At 71.5% G+C, this 23,920-nt stretch carries 19 protein-coding genes and 1 pseudogene; 5 read left to right on the top strand and 15 right to left on the bottom strand.

Annotated features, from left to right (window positions below; all coding sequences use genetic code 11):
• Positions 1–56: 56 nt before the first annotated feature.
• The 3 genes from ACIP64_RS04600 to ACIP64_RS04590 all read right to left on the bottom strand — a co-directional run bounded on the left by ACIP64_RS04600 (position 57) and on the right by ACIP64_RS04590 (position 5,892).
• Complete coding sequence (locus tag ACIP64_RS04600; protein WP_401581763.1) at positions 57–1,595, bottom strand: MDR family MFS transporter; 1,539 nt, start codon at positions 1,593–1,595, stop codon at positions 57–59.
• Between the two features lie 253 nt (positions 1,596–1,848).
• Positions 1,849–4,071 carry a SpoIIE family protein phosphatase gene (locus ACIP64_RS04595; protein ID WP_401581760.1) on the bottom strand — a complete coding sequence of 741 codons (2,223 nt, stop codon included), beginning with the start codon at positions 4,069–4,071 and terminating at the stop codon, positions 1,849–1,851.
• A gap of 201 nt (positions 4,072–4,272) precedes the next feature.
• Positions 4,273–5,892 (bottom strand): tannase/feruloyl esterase family alpha/beta hydrolase, encoded by a 1,620-nt coding sequence (locus tag ACIP64_RS04590; protein ID WP_401581757.1) that lies wholly within the window; start codon positions 5,890–5,892, stop codon positions 4,273–4,275.
• Between the two features lie 593 nt (positions 5,893–6,485).
• Between ACIP64_RS04590 and ACIP64_RS04585 the strand changes: the two genes are divergently transcribed.
• Positions 6,486–7,487, top strand: coding sequence for an acyl-CoA desaturase (locus ACIP64_RS04585; RefSeq protein ID WP_401581754.1), 1,002 nt, complete (start codon positions 6,486–6,488; stop codon positions 7,485–7,487).
• A gap of 240 nt (positions 7,488–7,727) precedes the next feature.
• Here ACIP64_RS04585 and ACIP64_RS04580 read toward each other — a convergent pair.
• A pseudogene (locus ACIP64_RS04580) lies at positions 7,728–8,261 on the bottom strand (esterase-like activity of phytase family protein); the annotation flags it as partial.
• Positions 8,262–8,313: 52 nt separating this feature from the next.
• A complete protein-coding gene (locus tag ACIP64_RS04575; RefSeq protein ID WP_401581751.1) occupies positions 8,314–8,451 on the bottom strand; it encodes a hypothetical protein in 138 nt (45 codons plus the stop codon).
• A gap of 181 nt (positions 8,452–8,632) precedes the next feature.
• Between ACIP64_RS04575 and ACIP64_RS04570 the strand changes: the two genes are divergently transcribed.
• A complete protein-coding gene (locus ACIP64_RS04570) occupies positions 8,633–9,076 on the top strand; it encodes an SRPBCC domain-containing protein (protein WP_401581749.1) in 444 nt (147 codons plus the stop codon).
• 67 nt (positions 9,077–9,143) lie between these two features.
• Here ACIP64_RS04570 and ACIP64_RS04565 read toward each other — a convergent pair whose 3' ends face one another.
• Complete coding sequence (locus ACIP64_RS04565; RefSeq protein ID WP_401581747.1) at positions 9,144–9,686, bottom strand: EF-hand domain-containing protein; 543 nt, start codon at positions 9,684–9,686, stop codon at positions 9,144–9,146.
• A 130-nt stretch (positions 9,687–9,816) separates the two neighbouring features.
• Positions 9,817–11,061 carry an MFS transporter gene (locus ACIP64_RS04560; RefSeq protein WP_401581744.1) on the bottom strand — a complete coding sequence of 415 codons (1,245 nt, stop codon included), beginning with the start codon at positions 11,059–11,061 and terminating at the stop codon, positions 9,817–9,819.
• Positions 11,062–11,122: 61 nt separating this feature from the next.
• Here ACIP64_RS04560 and ACIP64_RS04555 point away from each other — a divergent pair, with 61 nt between their 5' ends.
• Positions 11,123–11,518, top strand: a complete 396-nt coding sequence (locus ACIP64_RS04555) for a MerR family transcriptional regulator (protein ID WP_401581741.1) — start codon at positions 11,123–11,125, stop codon at positions 11,516–11,518.
• A 19-nt stretch (positions 11,519–11,537) separates the two neighbouring features.
• On the opposite strand, the gene ACIP64_RS04550 is transcribed toward ACIP64_RS04555, so the two are convergent.
• From ACIP64_RS04550 to ACIP64_RS04540, 3 genes are all read right to left on the bottom strand, one after another.
• Positions 11,538–12,107 (bottom strand): GNAT family N-acetyltransferase, encoded by a 570-nt coding sequence (locus ACIP64_RS04550; protein ID WP_401581738.1) that lies wholly within the window; start codon positions 12,105–12,107, stop codon positions 11,538–11,540.
• Between the two features lie 116 nt (positions 12,108–12,223).
• On the bottom strand, positions 12,224–12,790 hold the full coding sequence (locus tag ACIP64_RS04545) for a DinB family protein (RefSeq protein ID WP_401581736.1): 567 nt from the start codon (positions 12,788–12,790) through the stop codon (positions 12,224–12,226).
• Positions 12,791–12,829: 39 nt separating this feature from the next.
• Positions 12,830–13,315 carry a DUF3293 domain-containing protein gene (locus ACIP64_RS04540; RefSeq protein WP_401581733.1) on the bottom strand — a complete coding sequence of 162 codons (486 nt, stop codon included), beginning with the start codon at positions 13,313–13,315 and terminating at the stop codon, positions 12,830–12,832.
• A gap of 463 nt (positions 13,316–13,778) precedes the next feature.
• On the opposite strand from ACIP64_RS04540, the gene ACIP64_RS04535 reads away from it, so the two are divergent.
• Positions 13,779–17,216 (top strand): CARDB domain-containing protein, encoded by a 3,438-nt coding sequence (locus ACIP64_RS04535; protein ID WP_401581730.1) that lies wholly within the window; start codon positions 13,779–13,781, stop codon positions 17,214–17,216.
• 119 nt (positions 17,217–17,335) lie between these two features.
• Positions 17,336–17,689, top strand: a complete 354-nt coding sequence (locus tag ACIP64_RS04530; RefSeq protein ID WP_401581727.1) for a hypothetical protein — start codon at positions 17,336–17,338, stop codon at positions 17,687–17,689.
• A 46-nt stretch (positions 17,690–17,735) separates the two neighbouring features.
• Here the strand turns inward: ACIP64_RS04530 and ACIP64_RS04525 are convergent, their stop codons facing one another.
• The 5 genes from ACIP64_RS04525 to ACIP64_RS04505 form a co-directional block, all read right to left on the bottom strand.
• Entirely contained in the window at positions 17,736–18,053 is a 318-nt protein-coding gene (locus tag ACIP64_RS04525) for an immunity 53 family protein (RefSeq protein ID WP_401581724.1), read from the bottom strand.
• 110 nt (positions 18,054–18,163) lie between these two features.
• Entirely contained in the window at positions 18,164–19,360 is a 1,197-nt protein-coding gene (locus ACIP64_RS04520; protein ID WP_401581722.1) for an acyl-CoA dehydrogenase family protein, read from the bottom strand.
• 124 nt (positions 19,361–19,484) lie between these two features.
• Positions 19,485–20,723, bottom strand: coding sequence for an MFS transporter (locus tag ACIP64_RS04515; protein ID WP_401581719.1), 1,239 nt, complete (start codon positions 20,721–20,723; stop codon positions 19,485–19,487).
• Positions 20,724–20,796: 73 nt separating this feature from the next.
• The gene (locus tag ACIP64_RS04510; protein ID WP_401581716.1) at positions 20,797–22,299 is read right to left on the bottom strand and encodes a cellulose binding domain-containing protein; all 1,503 of its coding nucleotides are present in this window, start codon (positions 22,297–22,299) and stop codon (positions 20,797–20,799) included.
• A gap of 96 nt (positions 22,300–22,395) precedes the next feature.
• Positions 22,396–23,793 carry a glycosyltransferase gene (locus ACIP64_RS04505; RefSeq protein WP_401581715.1) on the bottom strand — a complete coding sequence of 466 codons (1,398 nt, stop codon included), beginning with the start codon at positions 23,791–23,793 and terminating at the stop codon, positions 22,396–22,398.
• Positions 23,794–23,920: the final 127 nt, after the last annotated feature.

Raw genomic sequence — 23,920 nt, 5'->3', positions numbered from 1 at the left:
GTCAAGAGATGGCCGCCGTCGGGGAGTTCGCGGACTCCCGCTGGGACGGCTCGCGATCAGGCGGCTGTCATCCGCTCCTCGCCCTTGCGCTGCGTCGCCTTCGGCGCGGTCTCGCTTCGCCCTGAAGCCGGCTTGAGGAAGAGGGTGAACACGGCTCCCACGGCGACCAGCGGCGTGATCCACAGGAAACCGGTCCCGGTGGCGCGGGCGAAGGCGTCGAGAGCGATGTCGCGTACGGCGGACGGCAGTTGGGCGATGGTGTCGGGGCGGGACGGGTCCAGGGCGCCGTCGGCGGCGGTGCCCTCCAGCCGGCCCGTGAAGTTGCCGGTCAGCAGGGCGCCGAAGACGGCGACGCCGAAGGCGGCACCGATGGAGCGGGCGAAGGTGACGACCGCACTGGCGGCGCCGAGGTCGGCGGCCGGGACGCTGTTCTGCACGGTGGTCAGGACGACCATGGGGACCATGCCGATGCCGACGCCGGTGACGAGGAAGTAGAGGCTGAGGACGGCGGTGCCGGTGCCCGCGCCGATGGTGGACAGCAGGAGCAGACCCGCGATGTTGAGGAGCATGCCCGCGACGAGGATGGGACGCAGCCGCCCCACGTGGGCGGACCAGCGTCCGGCGAGGGACTGGCTGATGACCAGGCCGACGACGAGCGGCAGCATGTGGATTCCGGAGAGGGTGGCCGAGACCCCGTCGACGATCTGCAGGTAGGTGGGCAGGTACACCAGCACGCTGAACATGGCGGCGTTCGCCACGAAACCGGTCAGCGAGGAGAGAACCACCGTGCGCGAGGTGAGCATCGGCAGCGGGAGCACGGGGGCGGTGGCGCGGCGCTCGACCGGGACCAGCAGCGCGGCCAGCGCGAGCGTGCCGATCATCAGGCCGATGATGCCGGGAGAGCCCCAGCCCCAGCGCCCGCCGAAGGACGTGATCAGCACCAGGCCCGTGGCCACGGCGGCGAGCGTCAGGGCGCCGAGATGGTCGATGCGGGCGGTCGCCGCGTTCCGTCGCCCGGTGGGAAGGGACCGGGCGGCAATGACGACGGCCAGCGCGCCGACGGGGAGGTTGATCAGGAACGCCCAGCGCCAGGAGAGCTGGTCGGTGAAGATGCCGCCGAGGAGGGGGCCGATGATGCTGGCGACGCCGTACACGGAGCCGAACATGCCCTGGTAGCGGCCGCGTTCGCCGGGAGCGACGATGTCACCGACGAGGGCGAAGGTCAGGACGATCATGCCGCCGCCGCCGACGCCCTGCAGAACGCGGGCGCCGATGAGCTCGGGCAGATTCCGCGCGAGGCCGCAGGCGACGGATGCGACGAGGAAGACGACGGTCGAGGCCAGGTAGAGGCGCTTGCGACCGAACATGTCGCCGAGTTTGCCCCACAGCGGGGTGACCGCCGTCGAGGCCAGCAGGTAGGCCGCGCTGACCCAGGCGATGTCGTCGAAGCCGCCGAGGTCCTCGGCTATCCGGGGCAGCGCGGTCGAGACGATCGTCTGGTCCAGTGCCGCCAGGAGGACGGCGAGGATCAGGGCGCTCATGGCCGCGGCGACACCGGGCGAGCGGGGTGCCTTCGCGTGCTGTGGTTCGGGCATGGGGGAGGGACCTTTCGGGGGGTGTACGCGGCCACGGGGTGACGGGCGGGCGCCGCAGGGCGTCGTGAACGCCGCCGGCGATGATCTGCAACATGACTGTAGCAGTTATCGCGTGTTCCTGAGCATGAGAGATGGATTACATAAAGCAATCGCGACACGATGGAGGGCTGTGAAGAGCTGAACGCCGAAACGCGGAACGAAGCCCGCAAGCCGGTCCGCGGCGCGGGCCGAGGAACCTTCGGGCGACGCCGGCTCAGCCGCCGCGCCGCTGCTCCGCACCCGGGATGTCCATCTCCAGCCACACGGTTTTTCCGAGGCCGCACGTGGAGGTGTTCCACGTACGGCACAGTGCGTCGACCAGATACAGACCGCGGCCGTGCTCGGCCTTCGCGCGGCCCTCGTCGGTGAGTGAGTAGGCGGTGGGAACCGGTGGATCGCTGTCGGAGTCGAGCACCTCAAGACGGATGTGGTCACCGAAGGACCGCAGTCGCAGGTCGACGTCGCTGCCGGCGTGGATGAGCGCGTTCGTCACGAGTTCCGACGTGATGAGCACGAGGTCGTCCGACAGTCCCACCAGTCCCCAGTCGCACAGCCGCTGGTGCACGAAGCCGCGAGCCGCCGCCACCCCGTGCAGGTCGCGGCGCTGGACGTGCAGGTGCGCGGCGCGATGCGTCGTGCGGTCGCCCTCTCCCTCGTAGCCGGCCAGCAGCAGCGCCGCGTCGTCGCGGAGTCGGGGTGCGCTGTCCAGCAGCCGGTCGGCGAGTTCCTCCAAGGCGGTGCCCGGCTGCCGGCCGGTGGTGTCGAGGCGTGCGAGGACGTCGTCGTGTTCCGGGTCGAGCAGTCCGTCCGAGGCGAGCACGAGCGCCGTGCCGGGCGGGAGCACGTACTCCGCCGAACGGTAGGGATTCCGCCCGTGGACACCGAGCGGCACATTGGCCGGGGCCCTCATGTGAAGGAGGCTGCCGTCGGGCAGCCGGGCGAGCGGCGCCGGGTGTCCGGCGAGTGCCACCTTGGTCTCCCCTGTCACCGTGTCCAGGACCACCACGCAGCAGGTGGCGAGGAGTTCGGTCCCGAGCCGGGACAGCAGCCGGTCCGTGCGTTCCAGCAGTGCGGTCGGCCCGTGGCCCTCGGTGGCGTACGCGGAAACCGCGGCGCGCAACTGGCCCATGACGGCGGCGCTCTCCATCCTGTGCCCCTCGACGTCACCGATGACGAGCGCCGCGCGGCCGTCCGGCATCGTGATCACGTCGTACCAGTCGCCACCCACTTCGCCCGCGCCGTCAGCGGTTCGGTAACGGGCTGTGACGGTCAGGCCGCGCACCTCGGGGAGCGTGGCGGGGAGGAGGAGTTTCTGCATGCTCTTGGCGAGTGCCTCGTGCCTGGCGCCGAGTTCGATGCGTTTGACCGCCGAGCCCAGCAGCCCGGCCATCATGGTCAATACGGCCCTCTCCTCGGGCGGGAACGTTCTCGGGCCGTCGAACGCCAAGCAGCAGACCCCGACGACGGGGGCGGCGTCGGACATGGGCAGGTCCACGACGTGCCGGCTGCCGACGAGCGGCAGGTATGCGGCGGCCCGCGCTTGGCCGCCGTCGTGCGGATGGGCATCGGACGTATCCGGGAGGAACAGCGCCCGTCCCTGCAGCGCCCGGGCCGCGGGCGTGCCCGAGTGGATTCCGCTGCCGTGCATTGCGCGCACCAGGTGCGAGGAGTCCCCGCTGTGGCCCCGGACCCAAAGACGTCCTTCGACGGCGGAGACCAAGGCCAACGCGTTCGCGTGCAGCGGTGCCATCAGGCAGAAGTCCGCCGCCGCGGTGACATCGTCCATGGTGGTCGCCCGGTTGAGCATGTCGGCCAGGCGGTGCGCGGCGTACAGGAGGGTCAGGCCCGCGGAGCCGAACATGCCCGGGACGCCCCACCGTGCCCTGGTGCCGGGCTCGGCCCGGGGCTCGGTGCCGAAGAGCGGGACCAGCACCGGAAGGCTTCCGGGGGCGATCGTGGCACCACGGGCGAGCAGGTCGGACAGGAGCAGGACGAGTCGCTCGCCGATCCGTGAGAGCCGCAGGCAGTCCGTGTCCTCGTAGGCGCCCCGGTCCTCGGTGCGCAGCACGGTCAGGGAGCCGAAGCGGCGTCCCGCCCCTTCGAGGGGGACCGAGGCCACGATGTAGGGGTAGGGCTTCGCTCCGTGCCCCGGTTCGGCGAGCGGGTCCGGCTCGGCCAGGACCGCCACTCCGTGCCGGGCCAGCGCCCGGGCGGAGGCATAGATGGCGTCCGGGGACATCCGGCCGGGAAGTGTGAAGACTGACGGCGGACTGCCGCCGATCATGGCTGCGCGCAGTTCGCCGGAGGGGGTCAACAGGTACACGGCCGCCGCCACGGCGTCGAGACCGGGGACGGCCCACTGCACTGCAGCGTGCAGAGCCGCCGCCAGTTCCTCGCCCATGCCGCCGGCAGCGTCCGGAACGCCGCGGTCGCTCATGAACTCTTCCGCCGGTAGTGCTCCCCGTGCGGGGGAGCCGTGGATCGTGTCGGCTCACCCCAAGGTTACCGACCGGTTCCTCCCGCAGCCATCGGGAGAGTCGCCCGGGCCGTGCCACCGTCCCGGCCCGCGCCGCAGGGCGCGGGCCGGGACGGCGTCGCACGAGGCCCGGCCGTCGGACCCTCCGGGTGCGCGGCGCGGTCAGTGCCGGGACGGAACCACGCAGCGGAAGCCGGAGGCCGTGCCCGGCTCACCGGTGCCGACGTAGCGGGAGACCTTCGGGTAGCCGCAGAGGTCCCGGCTGACACTCTGCCCGGCCGAGTCGAGCAGGGTGGCGGGAAGCGTCCTGGGGGCCTTGCCGTGCTCGACCCAGGTCCTCAGCGCACCGAGGTCGTCGGTCGTGCCGTCGCCCGCGTTGAGGCCGCAATGGTTCGTGCCCGGCGCGAGGAAGAGACGGTAGAAGTCGTCGACCTTCTTGGTGCCGCCCATCATGGCCTCGACCCGCTCGCGGTACGCGACCGTGCCCTGGGCCGGGATGAACTGGTCCGCCAGGCCGTGCCAGCTCAGCAGCTTGCCGCCGGAGTCGCGGAAGGCGGAGAGGTCGGGGTCGTCGGTGCCGATGACCTTGTCGTACTCGGCCTCGGACTGCCGGAACAGCTGCGCGAACCGGCTGTAGGTGATCGTCGAGACGTCGAACGACGGCTGCTTCTCCACCCACAGGGTGACCCAGGAGCGGGGCACGGGGAAGGGTTCGCCCTTGACGTCGCCGTTCGCGTCGGGCGCGGTGACTCCGGCCAGCGCCGACAGGTCCGCTCCGACCGGGACGCCGGGCCACAGCTTCTCGCCCGACTGGGTGCGCGGGCCGTCCCAGATCCTGCGGACCACGGCTGCCTCGGCGGCTGTGATCTCCAGCTCCTTGCCGTCGCAGACCACCTTGGTGCCGATCAGCCGGCGCGGGTCGAAGTCGCACCGCGACGGGTCGTTGACCAGACCGTCCGCGAGGCCGTCGGCTGTGTCGCAGGCCTTGACGGCCGCGTCGGTGAAGGCCTTGAACTCGCAGGCCGTCGGGTAGGTCTTCTCGTTGTTCATCACGACCTGCGGCCACAGGGTGGCGACCTCGAACTCGTCCCAGTTGACGGCCGGCGCCTTGGCGAGGATGCCGTCGTAGTCGCCTGGGTGGCGCTGGGCCTCCATGTAGCTCTGGCGCCCGCCGGTGGAACAGCCGTTGAAGTACGAGTAGGCGGCACGCCTGCCGTAGACGCCGTCGACGACCTGCTTGCCGACGACCGCCGCCTCGTGCTGGGAACGGTCCGCGAAGTTCTTCAGCAGCGCGGTGTCGACCTTCCCGTTGCCGTTGAGCGCCCAGCCGACGTCGAGCACGTCGCCGACGCCCGCGTCGGTCGTGGTGACGGCGTAGCCGTTCTTGACCGCGGTGCCCATCCCGACGCCGTTGTCACCGGCCGCGTAGGCACTGCCGCCGAGCGCCTGGAAGCGGCCGTTCCAGCCCTTCACGGGCAGCCAGGTCCGGATCCTGGCGTGGTCGTTGTCCCCGGGGTGGGTGACGGTGACCGTCACCTCGCAGTAGGCGGGGACGTCGGTGACCGTGCCGCCCAGGACGCCGGTTCCGTGAACGGTGCCTCCCTCCTGGCGTACCGCAGTCGCGGACTCCACCCTGGTACCGGCCGGGGCCTTCACGGATGCCGTCGTACAGGTGGGCGCCGAGGCACCTATGGCGTTCCCGGACTCCGCCGACGCGGTCGGCAGATACCCCGCCGCGGCCAGCGGCACGCAGGCGGCAAGAACGGTCAGAGCTCGTTTCACAGGTTTCCCATCCAAAGAAGAAGACGTGCGCCGGGACGTGCCGAACCTGCCTCCATGGAGGAGGCTCCGGGCCCGAGGTTGATCACGACCGTATCACCGGTTAAAGAGGTGACGGAAGGGGGCGGTCGGCCAGGGAGTGACACCACGTGTGAGCCGGGTCAATCCGGCGGTACATGGGGGTGGGTCGCGACATCACCGGGCGAACGCCGCAGCGTGTGGCGACATGTCGGCTGACGTCCTTTCGGCGTGTCACGCTCGCACGCCCTCGGCGGTTGGTAGGCAGCCCGGCAGGCGGTGCGGTGGCGATGGTCGGCGCGCCCCTCGGTGTCCAGGTCCGGCATGCGGTTCACACACAGGAGGTGAACGCGTAGAAAGGTGGGCAGGATGAGGCGATTGGAACGTCACGAGGCGTGTCAAGCGATTTTCGGTCCAGCGCCGTTCACACCCTGGACATCGGCGACGACCTGCGCCGATGCCGTCCGGTGGAATCCTTTGCGTGGACTGGCGGGCACGTTTGGCCGTGCGCACGGATGCGCATGATCCCGTCGGTCCGGCATCACCTCCGAAATGGCTCGAGCAACGGCGAGGAACCCATGAACCCGAGCGACGCTGACCGTGCTGAACAGGCCGTCGCCGAACGCGACGCCGAGACCGCGGCGGAGGCCAGGCCGCTGCTCGACGCCCCGCAGACGGCCGCGGCGGGGGTGGCGATGTGGCTCTTCGTCGTCGGCCCGCCGGTCGCCCTCATCGCCGTGGTGCCGTTCGTGTGGGGCTGGGGCCTGTCCGCCCTGGACATCGCCATGGCCGTCGTCGCCTACCTGGTCTCCGGCTTCGGCCTGACGGTCGGCTACCACCGCCTCTTCACGCACCGCTCGTTCAAGGCCCGGCGCGGTCTGCGGATCGCCCTGGCCGTCGCGGGTTCGCTCGGCGTCGAGGGCTCGCCGGTCCAGTGGGTGGCGAACCACCGCCGCCACCACGCCTTCGCCGACCGCGAGGGCGACCCGCACTCGCCCTGGCGCTACGGCTCCGACACCCGCGCACTGGTCAAGGGGCTGCTGCACGCCCACATCGGCTGGATGCTCAAGCGCGAGCTGAGCAACCGGACCAGGTTCGCGCCGGACATCGCCGCCGATCGCGACATGCAGGTGATCGGCAGGCTCTTCGGGCTGCTGACCGCCGTCTCGCTGCTGGTGCCGGCGCTCGTCGGCGGGCTCGTCACCGGCACGTGGACCGGCGCGCTGACCGGGTTCTTCTGGGCCGGCGTGATCCGGATGGCGCTACTGCACCACGTCACGTGGTCGGTGAACTCGGTCTGCCACGTCGCGGGCAACCGCCCGTTCATCAGCCGCGACAAGGCCACCAACTTCTGGCCGCTCGCCCTGCTGTCCTTCGGTGAGAGCTGGCACAACTCGCACCACGCCGACCCCACGGGCGCGCGGCACGGCGTCCTGCCGGGCCAGCTCGACCCGTCGGCGCGCCTGATCTGGATGTTCGAGAAGCTGGGCTGGGTCCACGACGTGCGCTGGCCGAGGCCGGACCGCGTCAACGCCCGTCTGCTGTCGGGACCGGTCGGCTCGCCCGAGTCCGCCGCCTGACACGTCGCGAGCAGGTGTCGCACGATCCGTCCCGGGCCCTCCGGTCGCCCGAGGGCCCGGGACGGGACCCGCGCGTGATCGGACGAACGCGCGCCAGTCGGCGTCCGGTCCGTGCGAGAGCCGGATGGTGATGAACTCGTTGTTGTCCGCCTTGCCCGGGGTACGGCCGGACGAGAACGGGAAGTTGTTGTCGTTCATGACGGCCGGCGTCCGGTCGTCGAGCAGGACCACGTCCTCGATCGTGGTGAACGGGAAGCGGAAGGTCGTCCCGAAGCCGTCGATGCCCTTGGGGTCGGCTATGTTCAGCAGGTCGGCCACCAGGGTCTTGTCCATGGCGCCGTCGTGGTCGCGGTCCCGCGTGTCCGCGAGGTGGATCCGCTTGAACCGGGCGTCGTCGCCCTGCCCGCCGTCGCGCTCGATGACGGGGAAGCGGTGGCTGTCGACCGCGATGGCGTCGCCGATGGCGTTCGCCGGCGACTCCAGGCGGTAGGTCCAGCGCTTGCCGGTGTACCGGCCCGCACGCAGGTCGAACTCGTTGAAGCGCAGGTCACCGGGAGTGTCGCCGTTGACCGTGCCCTCCAGGAGCGGGTACAGCCGGCGCCCGTCGACCGAGCGGACCATGCCCTCGAGGCCCTTGCTGCTGAGGATGGTGAGCTGCTCGCCGTTCAGGTAGGGGTTCTCCGGCGCCTTCACACCGGCCAGCGGGACCGGGGCCTGCAGGAGCCGGCCGTTCGAGGAGAAGTGCAGCAGGAACGGGCCGAACTCGTCGCCCATCCAGTACGTGCCGTCGTGGGCCCGCGCGATGCGACGTCGAAGTCGGCGCCGGTCAGCGTGCGGTCGGCACGAACGTCTCCGCGGGCAGGGGCGCCAAGCCCGTCAGGCGGGCCTGCCCGAACTCCGCGTGGGCGCGGTCGGCCTCGGCGGGCGAGGCGGGCGCCACGGTCAGCGCGGCGGCACTGAGCATGATCAGGAGTTTTCTCGTGACGGCACGTCAGGGAGGCCGCATGGCGGTATGGTCAACAAAAGGCAAAGTCCGAACTCGGGCGCGATGACGCGTGACGCGTTGCCGTCAGGGCCGATGACTTTCGGCGCGAGCCCGTGTCTACAGTGCGGCAACCCGGCAAGAGTGAGACAGGGAGCATGAGATGACCACGGAACAGACGACGGCCGAGGGTTTCTCCTACACCTTGGAGCGGACCCTGGAGGCTCCTGTGGCGGCGGTGTGGAACGCCTGGACCAGGGCGGAGGACTACGTCCAGTGGTCCTACGCCGCCCCCGGATCCGTCGAGATGGACGCGCGGCCGGGTGGGACGTGGAAGGCGACGATGGTCACGCCGGACGGCGGGCAGTTCCCGTTGACCGGTTCGTTCGTCGAGGTCGAGGAGAACCGGCGCCTGGTGATGGGCATGGACGTGCCCGGGGAGGACGAGCAGGCGCTCATGACCGTCGAACTCACCGACCAGGACGCCTGGTTGACGCGCATCGTGGTCTCCCAGACCTGCGACACCGCCGACAAGCGGGACTTCGCCGAGCAGGGCACCACCATGCTGCTGGACAGCCTGACGGCCTTCCTCAAGACCGCGAACTGACGCTTCACGGCACCGGGGCCGTACCGCTCGGCGGTACGGCCGACGGCGCGGAGCAGCCGATGGACGGTCAGCCGACGGGGATCCGGCCGCAGAGCCAGTTGCCCGGCTCCACCGGGTTGTCGCTGATCCAGAACTGGCGCCACAGCATGGCGAACTCCTCGCGGCTGAGGTGGCCGTCGCCGTTCAGGTCGAGCAGTTCGAAGATGCCCGTCATCTCCACGGGCTGCCCGTTCCACGTCTCCACGAGCCGCTGGTGCTCCTCCGACGAGATGCGGCCGTCGCCGTTGGCGTCCACGGCGTCGAAGACGGTCTCCGCGGTCGCGGTGACGTCCCCGACCATGGCGGGCAGCCTGTCGACGAGCGACAGCAGTTCCTGCATGTCGACCGTGCCGTCGCCGTTGGCGTCACCGGCGTCCAGCAGCGCTGCCCACCATTTCATCAGCAGCGTCTCCACGCGCGTCCGGAGCTCCGTCCCGGGGCCCACTCCCGGCAGCCGGCTCCAGCGGGCCACGAGCGCCCTGAAGTCCTCCTCGCACAGATAGCCGTCGCTGTCCGCGTCGAACGCGGCGAACATCCCCCTGAGCTTGCGCTCCTGAAACGCACTGGCCACGAGCGGCCTCCTTCGGCGCAGAACCGGACCACGACGCGCGGGCGACAGCCCGGCGGGACGGCGGGTACATCAAAAACTGTAGGCCGCGGCATGACCGGGCCTCCACGAGCACGTGTGCGCGAACGATCACTCACATGCGTTGCGCGGTCGTTCCGAAGAGCCGCAGCGCCACGGCGCTGACGGGCACGACGGCGATCATCAGCGCACCGCAGCCGACGAGGACGGCGGGGGCACTGGTCCGGTCGAGGAGCAGGCCGCCGAGCGCCGCGCCCACGGGTGAGGCCGTCAGGAGCACGGCGCTGCGTGCGGCCAGCACCGCGGTGAGCGAGCCGGCGGGCGCGCGGTCCTGGATCAGGGTGAACGACAAGGCGGAGTAGGGGCCGTAGACGAGTCCGGCGAAGGCGAAGCCGATGAGGGAGGGAACGGCGCTGCGCGTGACGGCGAAGGGGAGCATGCCGACACCGTGGCCCGCGATGATGCCCAGGATCGCGGGCCGGAGAGGGAGGCGTGGACGTCCGGCCGCGCCCAGCGCGAGAGCGCCGACGACGGCTCCGATCCCGAAAGCGGCCCAGTAGGCGCCGAGCAGCCCCGCACCGGCGTCGAGGTCGCCGGAGACGAACAGGGGAAGGGCGACTTCGACGGGGCCGAAAGCGAGGTTGAACACCCAGGTCACGAGGAGCAGGCCGAGGAGTTCCGGTTGCCGCCACAGCATGCTCAGCCCGCGTGCGGTGCCCTCCGGCTCCGGTTGGGGCGGGGGAGCGGTGGTGGTGCGGCCGGCCTGGACGGCGAGCAGGGCGAACGTTGTCGCGTTCATGCCGATGATCCACGCCGGGGACATCACGCCCACCAGCAGACCCGCGAGGGCCGGGCCCGCGGTCGTCGCGCTCCACAGGCTCGTGCTGAGCACACTGTTGGCCACCGCACGCCGGCCGGCGGGGAGCAGAGGTACGAACAGCGCGTACTTGCCCGCGCTGCCCCAGGCGTGGAGCAGCGACGAGGCGGCCAGGAGCCCGACGTACACGGCCGGGGTGAGTACACCCGCCGCGTGAGCGAGAGGAACGGCCCCCAGCAGCAACGCCCGTAGCGCCGCGTCGGTGACCAGCAGCCGCTGGGCGGGCAGGCGCCGCACCCACCGGCCCAGGACCAGTGCGCCCAGGGCGCCGGGCAGGACGTACGCGGCGACAGCGGTGCCGACCAGCGAGCCCCGGCCGCCGTCCGGGGCCAGGCCGAGCGCCAGCCACGCGACGGCGACGACGCTCATGCCGTCGCCCAGGTCCGACAGCGCGAAGACCGGCATCAGCCGCCGGAAGGTCCGGTCGGCGAACAGTGCGCGGTACGGGCCGGGCAGCGGCCGATCCTGCTGTGCTGAGACCATGCGGGTCACACTCGTGCTTCAAGCACGCTTGAAGTCAAGGCGGGACCAGGAAGGGGCGGGCATGCGCCATCTGCCCATCGGCGAGCTCGCGGCCAAGGCCCGCGTGCGCACTTCGGCGCTGCGTTACTGGGAGGAGCGCGGCCTGCTGCCCGGCGCGCGCCGCGAAGGGGGCCGCCGTGTGTGGCCCGCGAGCACGGTGCGCCGGGTCGCCCTGATCAAGATGGCGCAGCGCGCCGGGTTCACCCTGGCCGAGATCACCCGGCTGCTGGGCGACGACACCACGCCCTCCGCCACCCGCCAGTGGCGGGACCTGGCCGAACGCAAACTGCCCGAACTCGATCAGCACATCGCAGAGACCCAGGCCCTGCGCCGGGCCGTCGCGGACTGCCTGGAGTGCGGCTGCATGAACTTCGACCAGTGCGTCCTGCTCGACGCGCCGGACGCGACCACCGGCTGAGCGGGGCCTGCGACCGCGGTCACAGTGACTGGGAGAACCGGCGGCACACGTGGACGCGGGCGAACTCGCCACGCAGCCGGGCCGCATCGGCGAGCCGCGCGTGCGAGAAGGAGGTCATCGGCAGCAGACCGGGGCGACGCGCGGCGATGGCGCGGTCCGGTTCTCCGTTGCCGCTGCGGTAGCTGGCGTAGACATGCAGGTAGTGGTCGCTCTCGGCGAAGCCCATGGCGCGGTACCAGTGCAGTGTGGCCTCGTCGTCCCGTGTCCACGCGTCCAGGGTCGAGGCGCCCGCCTGGCGGGCCCGGTCGCGGGTCAGCGCGAGCAGTCGCCGCCCGAGCCCACGGCGCTGGTGGTCGGGGTGGATCGCCACGGTGCCGATGGTCGCCGACTCGCCGTCGAGGGTGGTGTCCATGATCCCGGCGACCGCGCCCGCGGCGTCCACCGCCACCAGGTCCAGGGCGGCGACCGGGGACGTCCGCTTCGAGGGCTGGACGTCGTCGAAGTAGGCCGTGCCCAGGAAGGACACCACCCGGCAGCGCAGCCAGGACGTCTCGTCGGCCGGGATGTACTCGCGGATGGTGTAAATCAAGTCGGTCCCTCACTCGTCGGGTTGTCCCGCCCGCACCCCGGGCGGACGTGACGGGGCGGATCAGTGACGTCGGCGCTGCCGGGCCGGTACGCCGAGAGCGGTGCCCGGCGCGCCCGTCACTGGCCCACCCTGCCGTCGACGCACTCGCGCAGCAGGTCGGCGTGTCCGCAATGGCGGGCGTACTCGTCGATCCGGTGCACCATCAACTCGCGGACCGCGATCCTCTCCTTCCCGACCCGGCTGCCCAGGTACGGGTACGCGGCCAGTGCGGCGTCCGTCGCCGCCTGCTCCCGCCCCAGATCGGCGAACGCGGCGTCGACCACGGCCTGATCGGCGACCGCGCCGTCGAAGTCGCCGTCCCGCGCGCCGTACAGCTTCGGCAGCGGTTCGCCGTCGCTGACCCAGTTCCGCCAGTCCCGTTCCACCTCCGCGAGGTGCCGGACCAGGCCGAGCAGCGACATCGTCGAGGGCGGGACCGACCGGCGGGCCAGTTGCTCCGCGTTCAGGCCCTCGCATTTCATCCGCAGGGTCAGGCGGTAGTTGGCCAGGAAGTCCTGGAGCGTCGCCGACTCCCCTTCAGGACTGTCCTCGTTGTTGCGGGGATCGGCGTCCGGATCGGCCCACATGTCGGGGTACACCGTCGCCTGGGTCCATCGCTCGGGCTGATCGTTCATGTCCCGCATGATGGGCCGCCGCGATTCGACGCCGCCACCGCATTTTCCTCATGGCCGCAGGAGTGTCGCGTGCCAGTCGGCCGGGGGCGCGTCGAGTACGGCGGGTGTGCAGGCCAGCAGCCGCCACGCGGTCGGTGACCAGGCGAAGACGGCGTCCTGGCCGAATTGTCGGCCGAGCGCCCTGGCCTGCAGGTCGTCCCAGCCGGCGACGGCCGCGCTGACCTCGCTGTGGGTGCCGGCCCGGTCCCCACCGACGGCCGGCCACCACTGCCGGCCGGTTGCGCGGATGTGGTCGTGCAGGGCGTGCTGCGCACGGAGGTTGGCCTCCGGGGGCGTCGCGCGTCCGGCCGGGTCGAAGGCGGTCACGATGTGGATCGTCTGCCCGCCGGCGAGCGGGTAGGGCAGACCCGGCACGCCGCGCGGGGCTGTGCCGGGCGCGACGCGCAGGGTGCGGGTGGGGAAGGCGATGTCCACGACAGCGCGCAGGTAGCAGGACCACTGCGCGGGCTGAGGGGCAGGAGGAACGTCAGGCACAAGGGTCTCCTTCGCAAGGGACCCCCTTACCTGCCGGCAGGGAGATCCGCGGCCTCGCCCAAACGGGAAGGCCGGGACTGTCGGCCGCTGATGCTGGCACAAGCATGTGCCCGAAGTCCATGTCGCTCGGGCGGCATTGATCTTACGTAAGGCACTCAATATTTTGCGTTGATTCCGCGGCCGTGCGAAGGGGGTGCGTCCCGTCAGTGCGGCCGTCCAGGGGGATCGTCCCCGTTCCGTGCGGTGGTGGTGTGTCAGTCGGCGCACGCAAGCGGAAGATGCGGCACGCAAGGCCGTGATCGCGGCAACGGCCGTGATATTACGCGCTGTTGACAAATCCGAGACGTCCGAGAAACCTGATGACGCAGTTTCCGCAAGAAGTCGACTGTCTGACTCAAGTGCCGTGCATGGCCACATCTCGCCCTCCTGCCGCGTTCCCCCCTCCACGGAATAGAGGACCCCCATGAGATGGAGACCCCTCGGCCGACGGTCGCTGTCCGGCGCCGTCCTGGCCGGACTCATGACCGTCGGGCTGTCACCGCTGCCCTTCGCCTCCACCGCCCAGGCCGCCGCACCGGCCGCGCAGGCGGCGGCCGCCGACGTCAACCTCGCACTGGGCCGTCCCGCCACGGCGGGCGGCTCCCTCGGTGCGTATCCGGCGGGGAACACCACCGACGGGACCCAGGCCTCCTACTGGGAGGGCCCGACAGGGTCGTTCCCCCAGTGGGTGCAGGTCGACCTCGGTGCCACCAGGACCGTCGACCGGGTCGTGCTCAAGCTGCCCACGGGGTGGGAGACCCGCACCCAGACGCTCGCCCTCCAGGGCAGCACCGACGGCTCCGCCTTCGGGACGCTCTCCGCATCGGCCGGACGCGTGTTCAACCCCGCCCAGGCCAACACCGTCGCCGTCGACCTGACGTCCACCGCCGACGCCCGGTACGTCCGCGTCAGCATCTCCGGCAACACCGGGTGGAACGCCGCGCAACTGTCGGAGCTCGAGGTGTACGGCGAGGAGGACGGCGGCACCGAACCGCCGCCCACCGGCACCAACCTGGCCCGCAACAAGCCGGTCGAGGCCACCTCGTCGACGCAGACCTACGTCGCCGCCAACGCAACCGACGACTCGACCTCCACGTACTGGGAGGCGGCAGGCCACCCCGCGGACCTCACCGTCAAGCTCGGCACCCCGGCCGATGTCACCGCCGTCGTGGTCAAGCTCAACCCGGACCCGGTGTGGGGCGCGCGGACCCAGGGCATCCAGGTGCTGGGCCGTGCGGCGTCCGACAGCGGCTTCACCTCGCTGCGCGACCGCGCCGACTACGCCTTCAGCCCCGGAAGCGGCAACTCGGTGACCATCCCGGTCAGCGGCCGCTGGGCCGACGTGCGGCTCCGGTTCTTCTCCAACACCGGCGCGCCCGGCGGACAGGTCGCCGAATTCCAGGTCGTCGGCACGGCGGCGCCCGCGCCCGATCTGACCGTCACGAGCCTGGACTGGTCGCCGGCCGCCCCGTCCGAGCGGGACGCGGTCACCGTCAACGCCGGTGTCCGCAACGCCGGCACAGCGCGTTCGGCGGCGACGACCGTCGACGTCAGCGTCGAGGGGACGGCCGCGGGCAGTGCCACCGTGCCCGCGCTCGACCCCGGTGCCTCCGCCACGGTCGCCGTCTCCACCGGCACCCGCGCGGCGGGCAGCTACGCGGTCGCCGCGGTTGTCGACCCCCGCAACACGGTCGCCGAACTGGACGACACCAACAACAGCCGCAACGCGGCGAGCAGACTGGTCGTCAGCCAGGCACCCGGGCCCGACCTGGAGGTCGCCGGGATCACCACGAGCCCCGCGAATCCGGCCGTGGGCACGCCCGTCTCCTTCACCGTCGCCGTGCACAACCGCGGCACGACCGCCGCCGCGGCGGGTTCGGTGACCCGCCTCCAGGCCGGGACCACCACGCTGAACGGCACGACCGGCCAGGTCGCGGCAGGCGCCACCGTGAACGTGTCCATCAGCGGCACATGGACGGCGACCGCCGGCGGGGCCACCCTCACCGCCACCGCGGACGCCACGGGCGTGGTCGCCGAGACCAACGAGGACAACAACGTGCTCGCCAAGTCGCTCGTGGTCGGACGCGGCGCCGCCGTGCCGTACACCGAGTACGAGGCGGAGGACGGCCGCTATCAGGGCACCCTGCTCACGGCGGACGCCAAGCGGACCTTCGGGCACACCAACTTCGCCACCGAGTCCTCCGGCCGCAAGTCCGTCCGGCTCGACTCCGGGGGCCAGTACGTGGAGTTCACCTCCACCACGTCCACCAACTCCGTCGTCGTGCGCAACTCCGTCCCCGACGCCCCGGGCGGCGGGGGAGCCGACGCCACGATCAGCCTCTACGCCGACGGCACCTTCGTGCAGAAGCTGTCGCTGTCGTCCAAGCACAGCTGGCTGTACGGAAGCACCGACGACCCGGAAGGGCTCACCAACCGGCCCGGCGGCGACGCGCGGCGGCTCTTCGACGAGTCCCACGCGCTCCTGCCGCGGACTTACCCGCAGGGCACGACGTTCCGCCTCCAGCGCGACGCGGGGGACTCGGCGGCCTACTACGTCATCGACCTGGTCGACCTGGAGCAGGTCGCCCCGGCGGCGGCGAAGCCGGCGAACTGCACCTCGATCACCGAGTACGGGGCCGTCCCCGGCGACGGGCTCGACGACACCGACGCCATCCAGCGGGCGGTCACCGCCGACCAGAACGGCCAGATCTCCTGTGTGTGGATCCCGGCCGGGCAGTGGCGCCAGGAGCAGAAGATCCTCACCGACGACCCGCTGAACCGCGGCCAGTACAACCAGGTCGGCATCAGGGACGTCACCATCCGCGGCGCGGGCATGTGGCACTCCCAGCTCTACACCCTGACCCCGCCGCAGAACGCGGGCGGCATCAACCACCCGCACGAGGGCAACTTCGGCTTCGACATCGACGACAACACCCAGATCTCCGACATCGCCATCTTCGGCTCGGGCACCATCCGGGGCGGCGACGGCAACGCCGAGGGCGGCGTCGGCCTCAACGGGCGCTTCGGCAAGAACACGAAGATCACCAACGTCTGGATCGAACACGCCAACGTCGGCGTCTGGGTCGGCCGCGACTACTCGAACATCCCCGAGCTGTGGGGCCCCGGCGACGGCCTGGAGTTCACTGGCGTGCGGGTCCGCGACACCTATGCCGACGGCATCAACTTCGCCAACGGCACCCGTAACTCCACCGTCTACAACTCCTCGTTCCGGAACACCGGCGACGACGCGCTGGCGGTCTGGGCCAGCAAGTACGTCAAGGACACGTCCGTCGACGTCGGCCACGACAACCACTTCCGCAACAACACCGTCCAGCTGCCCTGGCGGGCCAACGGCATCGCGGTGTACGGCGGGTACGGCAACACCATCGAGAACAACATCGTCTCCGACACGATGAACTACCCGGGCATCATGCTCGCCACCGACCACGACCCGATCCCCTTCTCCGGCCAGACCACGATCTCGGGCAACGCCCTGTACCGCACGGGCGGCGCGTTCTGGGGCGAGGCGCAGGAGTTCGGCGCCATCACGCTCTTCGCGCAGGGCACGGACATCCCGGGCGTGACCATCCGGGACACCGAGATCCACGACTCCACGTACGACGGCATCCAGTTCAAGACCGGCGGCGGCACGATGCCCGGCGTCAAGGTCACCGACGTCCGCATCGACAACTCCGTGAACGGCTCCGGCATCCTCGCGATGAGCGGCGCCCGCGGCAGTGCCGCCCTGACGAATGTCACGATCACCAACTCGGCGCAGGGCAGCGTACTGATCGAGCCCGGCTCCCAGTTCACCGTCACCGGCGCACCGGCCGGCCTGACCGCGCAGGGCAGGACCGACTGACCCCGGTGGGTCTCCGGCTCCCGCGCGGGGAGCCGGAGACCCCGTCCGCCCGTCGTACCCGGAGATCTGTTCCTGAACGGGTGCGGTCCCTACAGTTGGTGCCCGGGTGTGGGGGGCTGATGAAGCTGTGGGCGAGCCGTACGAAACGGCGGCAGGCACTGGACGAGGACGCCGCCACGGCGGCCCGGCTCGTCGAGGGCTGGCTCGCCGGGCTGGAGCCGCGCGCGGTGGCGGAACCCGCCCGGCGCTGGCGCGAGTCGGGAGGGCGGCCCGAGCCCCGCGACGTACGCCGCTTCGCGGCCTGGTTCCGGGAGCGGACCCGTCTCCACCTCCTCGGTGGGGCGCCCGGCGACGGCGTGTCGGTCCGGCCCGGACCGCCCGAGGACGCCGAGCGAACGCGCGCCGAGACGCTGTCCTTGACCCGTGACGCCCTCGCGCTGAGCCGATGGCTGAGGGCAGGGGGCTACGAGTGACCCTGGTGCGGCATGTCCTGCCCGCCCGGGGGTGGAGGCCATCGGATCAGGGCCTTCGCACGGCGTCATCGGTTGCCCAGGTACGGAAGAGCGCGAGTGCCTCGGTCAGGTTCCCCGGCCCGCAGACGAGGTGAAACACCTTCTCGGACGTCCAGGCGATCACCCGGTCGTGTTCCCCCCGAGTGATCCGCTGCCGGGGATGTGCGCGATCCTCGAGGGCCGTCTCCTCGAGGTCGATCCTGACGGTCCGGCCCCGGTTGTCCAGCGTCCCGATCGTCACACCCCACGTGTGCTCCCAGTCGCCGTCGCACTGTGCGGCGTACCAACTCTGCAACCAGTCGAGGACGTTCTCGGATCCGGACATGGACGCAGATGCTGGCGAACCATGCGTGCAGGTCAGGTGGACCAACGCCGGAGCAGGAGCCCGTGGCCGGTCGTGGGGACCGGCCACGGCCCCCCGCGTGGGGCGCGGGGTCAGAACAGGCCGACGCCCGGGTCCATGCCCAGGCGGACGCGGCCTGCGGCCTCCATGGCGAGCGCCGAGTGGTTGGCGTGCTGGAGCGCGGCCATGCCGTCGCGGAACAGGCGCTCCAGCCGGTTGCCGCGGTAGAGCGGGGTGGAACTCGCCAGTTCGTACACCGTCACCAGGACCTGGCGGCTGACCTGCGCCGCGTGCGTCATGGCCGCACGCAGGTCCGCCCGCTGTCCGAGCGTGGGGACGTCCCCGCGCCCGGCCGCGTCCTCGAGTGCCTGCGCGACGGAGCCCAGCAGCAGCCGTGCGGCCTGGAGCGCCGCCTGGCAGTCGGCCACGGCGTACTGGGTGCGCGGGGACTCCGCCAGCGTCGCGCCGGTGGAGTTCCTCTTGGTCGAGACGAGCGCGATCGTCTCGTCGAGGGCCGCCTGCGCGACGCCGAGGACGACCGCGCTGCAGCCGGGCAGGACCAGCGCGGGGAGGAAGCCCCGGTACAGCGGTTCGTCGATCCTGAGGGGCGCGTCCAGGGGCGACAGGAAGTCGGCGGGCACGAAGGCGTCCTCGACCACCACGTCGTTGCTGCCGGTGCCGCGCATACCGCTGACGTCCCAGGTCTCCTTCACCGACCACTGGTCCCGGCCCAGGACGCACATCTGCACATCAGGCGCGCCCGCGGCGGTCATGCGGGGCGCGCCGTCCTCCATCACGACGACGACCGCCACCAGCCACTCCGCGGCGTTGATGCCGCTGACGATCCTCCAGTGGCCGGAGACGCGGTAGCCGCCCTCGGCGGGTACGGCCGTCCCGGGCATCCCGGAGTTCGCGAAGGCGGGCTCCCGCTCCTGGCCCCAGATCCGCCCCGTCGCGGACTCGTCCAGCAGCGCCCCCACGAAGCCGAAGTTGGCGTTCCAGACCAGCCACGCCACGGAGGCGTCGATACGGCCGAACTCCTCGTACACCTTCAGCGCGGTGGTCAGCGGCGTCTGCGACCCACCGAGTGCCCGGGGTGTGAGCAGGCGGAACGCTCCCGCGTCGCGAAGTGTCCCGTACAGCTCCGCGGGGATGTCCGCCCGGCGGTCGGACTCCTCGATCGCGGCCTCGATGGCCGGCCGGAGCAGGGCGGGAAGACCGAGCGGGTCGCCGGCCGGCGAGCCGGAAGCGGTGCCGGGGGTCCCGGAGGTCTCGTGGGTCTCGGACATGTCGTCTCCTCGTGTCGCCCGGGCGCGGCGCGCCGGGCGCCCGGTGGTGCGGTGTCGGCGACAGGACGCGGGAGGAAGGCGGAAGTTCGATGACCGGCCTGTGGTCCGCGTCACATCTCCCGGGCTACTTGCCGACCGCTTCGGCGGCGGCGAGTGCGGGTCGTCCGTGGGGCAGGCGGCGCACCGCGGTGGACGCGAGAGGAGCGAGCGCCGCCGCGGCGTAGACGACACCGGCCGCCACGGTCACCCGGAACCCCCCGAAGCGGTCGGCGAGCGGGGCCACGCTCAGCTGGCCGACGGGGATGGCCAGATAGGACAGCAGGTCGTCGAAGGACGACACACGCGACAGGGCGTGCTGCGGCACGTGTTCCTGCAGCGAGGTGTCCCAGCCGACGGAGGCGACGGAGGACCCGAGGCCCGCGGTGAAGGCGGCGGCGACCAGCCAGGGGGCGTGCAGGCGGGCGCCCAGCACGAGGAGGGGGAGTGCGCCCAGCACGGCCGCCAGTTGGCCCACGCGGAGCAGGTGCCGGATCGCCAGCCGGTACATCACGGCGCTCATCACGAGCAGTCCGGCGCCGCGGGCGCTGAGCACGAAGCCCCAGGCCGCCTCGCCGTCGACCTGCCGGGTGAGCACGGGGCCCAGGATCTGCCAGGTGCCGACCTGTACGAGGTTGATCACGCAGAAGGCGAGCGACACCGTCCAGACCCAGCGGATCCTCCGGTACTCGGCCCAGCCGCTGCGGATGTCGGCGAGCAGGCCCGCGGAGCGCCGGGCTCCGGGCGGACCGGACAGGGGGGACAGCCGGGTGAGGCACACCGCGGCGAGGAAGTAGGTGAGCGCGTCGAAGGCGATGGCCGGGCCGCCGCCCACGGCAGCGACGAGCGTGCCCGACAGGCCCGGTCCGAGGATCTTCGTGGCGTTGCCCACGGAGCCCAGCAGCGCGTTGGCCTGCCGGGTCGCGTCCTTGGGGACGAGCTGGGGCACGATGCCGCGCAGCGCCGGGGTGGTGAAGGCGGCGAGGACACCGTTGAGGAACCCCAGGGCGGCCACCGGCAGCAGGGCGTAGCGGCCCGTCAGCAGGAGCGCGGCGACGGCGCCCTGGGTGAGGGCCGAGCCCAGGTTCGCGGCGATCAGTACCGTCCGGCGCGGGAGGCGGTCGGCCGTCGCGCCGCCCACCAGCAGGAACACGAGCAGGGGCACCATGTGCGCGGTGAGGACGATGCCGAGGTCCCCGGGACTCCCCGAGGCGTCGAGCACCGCGAACGCCAGCGCGACCGGCGCCATGGCGCTGCCGAGCAGGGAGACCGACCGCGCGGTCAGGAACCAGCGGAAGTCCTTGTGCGGGAGAAGGGGTGCGGGCACTCACCGAAGTCTGCGGCAACTGCCCGCCCGCTCAAAGTTGTTTGGGCCGGAGCGCGGGTGGTGGGCGACCGGCTCAGGACGCCGCGAGGGTGTTCACCCAGCTGGTGCCGCTGCCCGCGAGGCCGCTCACGGCCTTCTGCACCTGGGACAGGGACTGGGCCTGCCCGGCCTTGTGGTAGAACCAGGCGACCTGCATGTCCCAGGTCCGCTTCCCGGTGAACGGCAGGTCCACGAACCAGGTGTTGAAGTTCACGGACATGGCCTCGGTCGGGTAGTACGCGCCACTGGTGCGGAACAGCACCTTGCCGTCGATGCTGTAGGTGACCACGCCGTTCGCCGCCGTGGTGATCATCGTGTGCCATCCGCCGAGGCCGGCCGTCGTGGCGCGGGTGACCCGGTCGCCGTCGGCCGCGCTGCGCCAGGTCGTCGTGTCGAGCCTCGGGCCCGGGGCGCCCCAGCCGCCGTTCGGCTGGTACTCGTTGTCGAGTTCGCTGTACCGGGCGCGGTGGTGGGGCGAGATCATGTAGAAGCTCTCGTTGATGTGATCGCCGTTGCCGCCGCTCGTGGGGCGGTCCGTGAAGTGGATGCGGGCGGCGAAGGTCCCCGTCACCATCTTCATGCCGGTGGTGTGCACCTCGGCCTGGGTGGTGCCCTGGCGTGTGCCGTCGGTCGAGGCCCGCAGTTGCAGGACCTGGCCGCCCAGCGAGTCCTTGTCCGCGGGGAAGCTGACCCCGTCGGCCGACCAGGTGTTCCGGATGCCGGGACCGCCCTCGCTGGTGCGGACCAGCCAGCCGTGCGCGTGCAGCGCCGGGTCGTGGGGGCCGCTGTAGTGGAAGTCGTCGAACACGATCCCGGAGGGCGGCGCGGGCCGCGCGGCGGGCGCGGACGCGGGGGCCGTCGCGGACCGGGACGGGCCGGCCGCGGCGCCACCACTGGGTTCGTGGCCCCAGACACGTTTGCCCTTGAGGTAACCGGTCACCAGTTCCGAGGCCTGGAAGGTGTCGTGGGCGGGACTGTAGGAGCGGTCGTTGCGCTGGTCCAGCTCCCCGCCGCCGGGACGGTACAGCTGAAGCCCGATGGCCCCGCTCTTTGCGCCCGGGGCCAGTGTGCCGGCGGCCTTCGAGAAGGTGATCTCCAGGTAGTGGTCGGCGCCGGCGGCGGGGGCGTCCGCCGCGACGGACCTCCCGACGACGTCGGAGCAGCCCATGGAGGCCTGGACGCAGTTGAACGCGTACGGGGAGGGGCCGTCCGCCGTGTAGTAGTAGCGCAACGCCACGTCGCCCAGGCGCACACGCCGGTCGGAGGTGTTGACGATCTCCAGCCACGGCCGAGCCGTCGTGGCGGTCGCCGTGCCCGCCTTGTACCGCACGGTCAGCTCGGGCGGCGGCTGGTGCGCGTCACGCCACGCGGGGTAGATCGCCGTGCCGCCCGCGACCACGACGACCACCAGCAGGAGGAGCTTCAGCGCTCCCCACGCACGCCGTCGCGGTTGCCGCGGGCCGGAGTCCGCGGGCCGGGCCGGGCGAGCGGGACGGCCGGGGCGGCCTGAACCTGTGGAGGGGCGGGCAGAACCCACGAAGGCTCCTAGCGCAGTGGAGGGGCGATGCAGGGGGCATGCTCGGCGTTCTTCGGTCTTCTTCGCGGGGCGGCGGGGCAACGGGGGCCGTGGCGGCTACGAGGCGCCGCCCGGGGCCAAGTGGTCCTGGGGGGAGGTGCCGGCCCACGCGTCCCGGCCGTCCTTCGTCCGCTGTTCCGGGAAGGCGATCTGCGGTGCCGGGCCGGGGGCGGTCATGTCGGGTGCGTCGGCTCCGACACCGCCGACCTCGATCTTGGCGCGGGTGCCCCAGTTCGTGCTGCGCAGCGTCGCCAGGGACCAGAGCCGGAGCGGCAGCAGCAGTCCGAGGTTGAGCAGCGCGTACAGCGGGGCGGCGAGGAACGTCAGCACGCGGTCGACGATGCCCACCTGAGCCGCGCCGCGCAGGTAGTGGACGGAGCGGATCCACGCCATGACGCACATGTAGGTGACGTAGCCGACCAGCAGGGTCCAGCCCTGCGGGTGCATGAAGATGGCGACAAGCGCGGCGAACAGCGCGGTGGTGAAGGCCACCCAGGAGACCAGTTCGACGAGGTTGAGCCACCAGTACATGCGCCGCACACGGAACTTGCCGAACAGCAGGAACCCCTCGCGGATGAAGGACTTGCCCCAGCGGATCTGCTGGCGGACGTAGTGGCCCAGGCGTTCGGGGACATCGGTGTAGCCGACCGCGGAGGGCTGGATGAGGGAGAGCCCTTCGGTGAGGCAGTAGTACGTCAGCCGCCGGTCGTCGCCGAAGGTCGCGGGGCGGCCCAGGAACCGCTGGTCGAGGAAGTCGTCGAGGTACTTGCGCACCACCCACCCGCGGTACAGCGCCAGCGACCCGCAGGCGCACAACACCGAGCCGAGCCGGGAGTACGCGACCCGCTCGCCGAGGAAGGCGTTGACGTACCGCATGTCGATGAGGCGGGTGAGGAGGTTGATGCCGCGGTTGTGCGCGAGTACCAGCCCCGTGACGCAGTGCACACGGCGCTTGGAGAAGGGCTCGGCGAGCTCGGCGACGGCGTGCTGGTCCAGCACCGTGTCGGAGTCGACGCACAGGTACGCGTCGGCGCGCGGTTCCTGCCGGAAGCCCGCGGCCAGGCCGTGGCGCTTGCCGCGGTTGGCGGGGAAGCGGATGAAGTCCAGCCGCACCCCGGCGCGCTGGAACAGGGGCCGCATCTCCTCGATGAGGGCGCCGGCGGTGTGGGTCGCGGAGCAGTCGTCCACGACGGTCAGGGAGTGCGGCGGCAAGGTCTGCGCCAGGATCGACTCCAGGCAGCGGCGGAGCATCTCGGGGGCCTCGTTGTAGGCGGTGACCACACCGTGGATGCGCAGGCGGCTGACCGGCTCCTCGAACGTCAGGTCCGGACGGCGCCGCCGGCGTACGGACAGCAGCAGCTTGATGGCGAGGAGGGAGCCGACGGCCACTCCGTACCAGTGCAAATGACCCAGGGACCACGAGGCGTGACCCCAGGAACCCGCGAGATTGTGCATGAAGTGCGAAGACCTCCCTGCGAGCACTCCCAGCCGGCGGACCGGACCGGTGGTGGACACACGTACTGCGCCGAAGGTAACGCGCCCCCAAGAGGCATGAAAGGGGCATCCAGCATTAATTCCCATC

It is taken from the genome of Streptomyces sp. NPDC088733 (assembly GCF_044751185.1).
Classification (GTDB): domain Bacteria; phylum Actinomycetota; class Actinomycetes; order Streptomycetales; family Streptomycetaceae; genus Actinacidiphila.
Note: the sequence above shows the minus strand (reverse complement) of the source record. Positions and strands in the feature narration are given on the sequence as shown.